Source organism: Amycolatopsis sp. NPDC004747 (assembly GCF_053601335.1).
The window spans coordinates 67,311-73,545 of record NZ_JBSGBQ010000043.1 but is presented as its reverse complement, the minus strand read 5'-3'; the positions used below and the strand labels follow the sequence as shown (position 1 = coordinate 73,545).

The window sequence follows — 6,235 nt, the reverse complement described above, 5'->3', positions numbered from 1 at the left end:
CGCGTCCGCCTGGACCTCCTTGAGCAGCTTGTCCGTGATCTCCTTGCGGTTGACCGACTCCAGGAACGCCTTGCGGAGGTCCTTGTCGGCGAACATGCGCTTGAAGTTCAGGTCGAGGTGCTCGTAGGTCAGCTGCGAGGCCGAACCGTAGGTCACGCCCTGCGCCGCGAGGCCCTTCATCGTCTGGGCCGCGGTGGCGTCCGGCTGGGTCGACGCGGCGACGTCGATCTCACCGTTCTGCAGCGCGGTCGCCATGGCCTTGGTGTCTTCCATGGCGCGGACGATGATCTTCGACGGGCCACCCTTGCCACCCGCCCACTGCGGGTTCTTCTCCAGGGTGACGGCCTTCTGGTTGGCGTCGAACGCGGTGATCTTGTACGGGCCCGACGACGGCATGATGTCCGCCTTGAAGCCCTTCCACTCGTTCGACCAGAAGTCACCGGCGGCCTTGATCTGGGCCGGGTCGCCGGTCGGGGCCAGCTTCGTGATGTCGGCGATGCCGGTCTTGCTCTCGAGGACGTGCGCGGGCATGATCGCCGGCGCGTTGAACAGGCCCTTGTAGTCGAGGTAGGGCTCGCTGTAGTCGGTGACGAAGGTCAGCGGGTCCTTGCAGGTCGCCGTCTTGATCAGCGAGTAACCGGTGGTCGAAGCCGAGTTGAACGGGTTCTTGCCGTCCGGACCCTTGGCGAAGCCGCTCTGCGACAGCCACGCCAGGTACATGTCCTTGCAGTCGTACGGCTGCCCGTCCGACCACTTGATGTTCGGCTTGATCTTGTACGTGACCTGCTGCGGGTCCTTCTGCGTGACGTCCCACGACTCGAAGACGTCGTTGTTCAGCAGGATCTTGTTGTTGCCGTCGAGCTTCAACGTACCGGAGAGCACCGCGGCCAGCACGTAGTTGTTGTACGAGCTGTTGGTGTCCGGGGTCTGGTTGTTGTACCCCGAGTACCCGTCGTCGATACCGATCGTGACCGTGCCGTCGTAGCCCGGCGTGGACGCGAGCTTGAACAGGTCACCGGTCTCGGCCTTGCCGACAGCCATCGCCTTGACGTCGGTCGATGATCCGTTCTGGTCCGTGTTCCCCGAGCCCGAATCACCACTGCTGCAGGCGCTCAGCAACAGCGAAGCGCCGGCGACGAGCGACAAAGCGGAGACTGCTTTGGATCTCCTCATGAAGTGTGCCCTCCTAGCACTGAGCCCTTGAATATCGGGACAAGGGCCCACACCGCTCCGGTTTGGTTGGGCCGGAGCCTACGACACGCCAAGCGACACTCAACTGGCGCACTGCGGGAGCACGCTAGAAAGGAAAAGCACCGACAGTCACCAGTTCAGGGTCGATCGTGACCAAAGGGTGACTTCCAGTCGACATCCAGAAATACGACGGTTACCTCATGGATTCACAACGTCCCACTCGAAGGCGTTGGTAAAGATCACCCGGTAGTACTGAATGCGTAGCCAACCGATTACTTCGGGCCGCGAGTCCAGTTCACCGCGGACCCGAACGGGCCCACCATGGGGGGACCCGGGGTGACGCCCGAGATGCCCGCCCCGATCGCCAGGGTGTCAGCCAATTGGAACAGCGGAATCACCACGTTCTGGCGCCAAAGTTCAGGCTCAAGAGTGGTGAGCGCTTCGGTGGCCGAGGTCGCCCCGGACAGCGCCGCGTCGATCGACGGCTGCAGCGCCGGGTCGCAGAAGCCGGCCGAATTGCCCGGGACGACGGGCTTGGTCTTGTCCGCGTCCGCGGCCGTCTGCTCCGGGCGGCAGCCGAAGGTCGACGCGAGGACCGACGCGGTGTCGCCGCCGGCCGCCTGCGGGACGACGGCGATGTCGATCCCGACGTTGCCCGCCGCGTCGCCGGTCGGCTGCTGGACCCCGCCGACGACCGGCATCGCCAGCAGGCCGCTGAACAGGTCGCGCGGCTGCGGCGTGATCGCGTTGACCTCGATGCCCTGCGCGGCGAGCTGGCCGGTGAGCTCCTTGGCGATCGTCGCGTACGGCTCCTGGGCCATCGGCGAGGCGATGACCAGCGAGAGCGCCCGGCCGTTCTTGCGCCAGGTGCCCGCGGTCTTGGTGTAGCCGGCCGCCGTCAGCGACTGCTCGGCCTTGGCGACGTCGGGTGCGGTGGGCGGGCCGGGCGGAATGGTCGCCGCGTAGCCCTTCACCGACGGCGCCGTCACCTGGGCGTCGGCGTGCAGCTGCGACGACGGGCCGCCGTTGACACCCTCGGTGATCAGCTTGGTGCGGTCGATCAGCGCGGCCACCCCGGCGCGGACCTGGGCGTCCTGCAGCGTCGCGCTGACCGGGCGCAGCAGCACGTCGGCCACCAGCGGGCGGGCCACCGTGTGCAGCCGCACCGAGGAGCCGAGCTCGCCGAGCAGCTTGAGCTCGGCGCCGGTGGTCCGCGCCAGCGCGAACTGGTCGTTGCCGCTGCGCAACGCGGCCAGCAGGGTGTTCTGGTCCGACCGGCGCAGCACGATGCGGTCGATCGCGGCGGGCTTCTCCCAGTAGCGCTCGTTGCGCTCCAGGATCACCTCGCCGCGGGCGGTGTCCAGGCTCTTGATCGAGAACGGGCCGGCGACGGCCGGGAAGTTCGCCGCGAGCGCCCCGCGCCAGCCGTCGGGCGCGTCCTTGAGCAGGTGGGCGGGCAGCAGGTCGGAGAACAGCGTCTGCCAGCCCGGGTACGGCTTGGCGAAGGTGACCTCGACGCGCTTGCCGCCTTCGCGGGACTGCAGGTCGGTGATCTGCCGGTAGCCGGCGGGCTCGATCACGCCGGGTTGGTCGCGCAGCTGGGTGCGCAGGTAGTCGAAGTCCTCGGCGGCGATCGGCGCGCCGTCGGACCAGGAGGCGTCCGGCCGGATCTCGTAGGCCACCACGAACGGCTGCTGCGAGATCACCTCGGCGGACTTCATCAGGTTCTTGTCGAGCTGGGTGGTGCCGTCGTCCTTCTGGCGGAACACCGAGGGCAGCAGCAGCTGCGAGAGCGCGGAGGTCACCTGGGACGAGTCCGCGAGGTTGTGCGGGTTGTACCCGCCGAGCACGTCGTCGACGCCGACGACGATCTGCGACGGCGTCTTGCCGGTGGTCGAGGCGGGCGCGACCGACGACGACACGACCGGGGGTGGCGGGGTGTTGGAGCAGGCGGTGAGCAGCACGGCCGCGAGTGCCAGTACCGGCACCGCCTTGCGATTCACCCGCACGCCCCGTTCCTCCCAGTTTCGCCCCGATCGGGTCAGCCATGCTCCCACGGCCGCCGTTCCCGCCGGAACCGAGATTCCCATACCCGGATCGGGCAGCTTCGCCGCCCCAAGGTGGGCGCTATCGGAAGGACGCGCGGAACGCCGTCCGGGTTCCCGGACCGTTCCGGAACGGCGGAACGAACACGGGCCGGACACGAAAACGGTTCACGCCGGTGGTCGGCGCCAGGCGATGAAGCCGCCGCGACCCCTATAAAGATATAAGGAGAAGAACGGCGGAAATCCTGACGCTGGGTTCGCCACCGGCCGACCCAGCGTAAGGGAAGAGGCACGAAAAAACCTCCCGGTGACCCGCACCGGGAGGTTTTTCGAAGCCGGGATCAGCCGTTGTCGCGGCTCTTGGCGCGCGAACGCTCCTTCGCGCGGGTATTGACGTCCAGGGTGACCTTGCGGACCCGGACGACCTCGGGCGCGACCTCGACGCACTCGTCGACCGAGCAGAACTCCAGCGCCTCTTCCAGCCCCATCTTGCGCGGGCGGGCCAGCGTCTCCATCACGTCGGCGGAGGACTGACGCATGTTCGTCAGCTTCTTCTCCTTGGTGATGTTGATGTCGAGGTCCTCGAAGCGGGGGTTCTCGCCGACGACCATGCCCTCGTAGACGTCCGCGCCCGGCTCGACGAAGAACGTGCCGCGGTCGGCGAGCTGGATCATCGCGTACGCGGTGACCGGGCCCGACCGGTCGGCGACCAGGGAGCCGCTGTGCCGGGTGCGGATCTCGCCCGCCCACGGGAAGTAGCCCTCGAACACGTGGTTCGCGATGCCGGTGCCGCGGGTCTCGGTGAGGAAGTCGGTGCGGAAGCTGATCAGGCCGCGCGACGGGAGCACGTACTCCAGCTTGATCCGGCCGGTGCCGTTGCCGCTCATGTCCTCCATGCGGCCCTTGCGGGCGGCCAGGAGCTGGGTGATCGCGCCGAGGTGCTCCTCCGGCGAGTCGATGTAGAGGCGCTCGAACGGCTCGTGCAGCTTGCCGTCGATGGTGCGCAGGACCACCTGCGGCTTGCCGACGGTCAGCTCGAAGCCCTCGCGGCGCATCTGCTCGACCAGGATGGCCAGCGCCAGCTCGCCGCGGCCCTGGACCTCCCAGGTGTCCGGACGCTCGGTCGGCAGGACGCGGATCGAGACGTTGCCGATCAGCTCCTGGTCGAGGCGGGCCTTGACCAGCCGCGCGGTGACCTTGTCGCCGCCGTTGCGCCCGGCCAGCGGCGAGGTGTTGACGCCGATGGTCATCGAGATCGCGGGCTCGTCGACGGTGATCCGGGGCAGCGCCACCGGGTTGTCGGAGTCGGCGAGCGTGTCGCCGATCGTGATGTCCGGGATGCCCGCGATGGCGACCAGCTCGCCCGCGCTGGCCTCGGTCGCCGGGACGCGGGTGAGCGCCTCGGTGACCAGCAGCTCGGAGATGCGCACGTTCTGCGTGGTGCCGTCCGCGCGCATCCAGGCCACGGTCTGGCCCTTGCGCAGCTTGCCGGCGTGGATGCGGATCAGCGCGATGCGGCCGAGGAAGTTGGACGCGTCGAGGTTGGTGACCAGCGCCTGCAGCGGCGCGTCGAGGTCGGCGGCCGGCGGCGGCACGTGGCGCAGCAGCGTGTCGAACAGCGGGTCGAGGTTTTCGCTCTCGGGGATCTCGCCGTCGGCGGGCTGCTCCAGGCTGGCCTTGCCGGCACGCGCGGAGGCGTAGACGACCGGGAGGTCGAGGATCGCGTCGTGGTCGGCGTCCTCGATGTCGCTGGCCAGCTCGAGCAGCAGGTCGTGGGTCTCCTCGACGACCTCGGCGATCCGGGCGTCCGGCCGGTCGGTCTTGTTGACCAGCAGGATCACCGGCAGGCCGGCTTCGAGGGTCTTGCGCAGCACGAACCGGGTCTGCGGGAGCGGGCCCTCGGACGCGTCGACCAGCAGGACGACGCCGTCGACCATGGCCAGGCCGCGCTCGACCTCGCCGCCGAAGTCGGCGTGGCCGGGGGTGTCGATGACGTTGATCGTCACCTGGCCCTCGGGCGTCTGGCGGTGGATCGAGGTGTTCTTCGCGAGGATCGTGATGCCCTTTTCGCGCTCCAGCTCCCCCGAGTCCATCACGCGGTCGACGACCTCGGCGCGCTCGGCGAAGGCGCCGGACTGGCGCAGCATCGCGTCGACGAGGGTGGTCTTGCCGTGGTCGACGTGGGCTACGATCGCGACATTGCGCAGGTCGGGCCGGGTCTTACCGGTCGGCCGGCCGGTTTCGACGGTAGCGCTGGCTGCGGGCACGCGAGAACTCCTGAACTTCAAGGGTTGGATGGCCGCGCAAGCCGCTCAGGCATCCGTGACCGGCTCTGGTCACACGCGGACCTCACCCAGGATACCTGCCACCCCTGTGTGAGCGGCCCCACGCCCCCCGGGCGGTTAGGCTGACCTAACGTGGAAACCCGGTGAAGGTCGCCGATCCGGAAGGTGCGTGCGCGTGGGCAAGAAGCACGACGACCCGCGGAAGGTCGTGCGCAAGCTGATGAAGGCCGGCAAGGTCAAGAAGAAGTGCTGCCGGTCGAAGCCGCGCTGCAAGAAGTGCCCGGTATTGGCTCTGAAGAAGGCGAAACTGGACCTGGCCGCCTAGTGGGGCACGGCCTCGTTGATCTGCCTGAGTTCCGGCGCGGTCTTCGTCGGCGAGAACTCGATGACCTCGTACTTCGCCAGGTGCTTCACGCAGAACGGGTCGGACGCCAGGATGGCGTCGAGCTTCCCGCGGGCCATCGGCCGCGTGATGATCACGCCGCCGGTGCGCGGGTTCCGCCGCCCGGACGCCAGGAAGTGGCCGTGCTCGTACTGCTTGTTCAGCCACTCGGCGTGGTCCGGGAGCGCCAGGTCGATTTCCTCGATCGGGGCCGTGTAGTTCAGCAGGACGACATACATGGTTAAGACGGTAGACCCGCGCGGCCGATCCCGCGTCCGGACGATACCGAGTGGTGACGGTCGTCGGTTATGCTCACGGCATGCACGCGCAGA

Annotated in this window: 5 protein-coding genes; 1 reads left to right on the top strand and 4 read right to left on the bottom strand. The window is 68.3% G+C overall.

Going from position 1 to position 6,235, the window contains the following annotated elements; translation table 11 throughout:
• The 3 genes from ACWEGE_RS41985 to typA form a co-directional block, all read right to left on the bottom strand.
• The coding region (locus tag ACWEGE_RS41985; protein ID WP_449666069.1) for an ABC transporter substrate-binding protein at positions 1 to 1,173 on the bottom strand (1,173 nt) is incomplete at its 3' end.
• Between the two features lie 290 nt (positions 1,174 to 1,463).
• Complete coding sequence (locus tag ACWEGE_RS41980; RefSeq protein ID WP_449666068.1) at positions 1,464 to 3,200, bottom strand: ABC transporter family substrate-binding protein; 1,737 nt, start codon at positions 3,198 to 3,200, stop codon at positions 1,464 to 1,466.
• A gap of 377 nt (positions 3,201 to 3,577) precedes the next feature.
• Positions 3,578 to 5,503 carry a translational GTPase TypA gene (typA, locus tag ACWEGE_RS41975; RefSeq protein ID WP_449666067.1) on the bottom strand — a complete coding sequence of 642 codons (1,926 nt, stop codon included), beginning with the start codon at positions 5,501 to 5,503 and terminating at the stop codon, positions 3,578 to 3,580.
• 193 nt (positions 5,504 to 5,696) lie between these two features.
• On the opposite strand from typA, the gene ACWEGE_RS41970 reads away from it, so the two are divergent.
• Complete coding sequence (locus tag ACWEGE_RS41970) at positions 5,697 to 5,846, top strand: hypothetical protein (protein WP_166641800.1); 150 nt, start codon at positions 5,697 to 5,699, stop codon at positions 5,844 to 5,846.
• Here the strand turns inward: ACWEGE_RS41970 and ACWEGE_RS41965 are convergent.
• The gene (locus ACWEGE_RS41965; RefSeq protein ID WP_449666066.1) at positions 5,843 to 6,142 is read right to left on the bottom strand and encodes a YciI family protein; all 300 of its coding nucleotides are present in this window, start codon (positions 6,140 to 6,142) and stop codon (positions 5,843 to 5,845) included. The genes ACWEGE_RS41970 and ACWEGE_RS41965 overlap by 4 nt on opposite strands.
• Between the last annotated feature and the right edge of the window lie 93 nt (positions 6,143 to 6,235).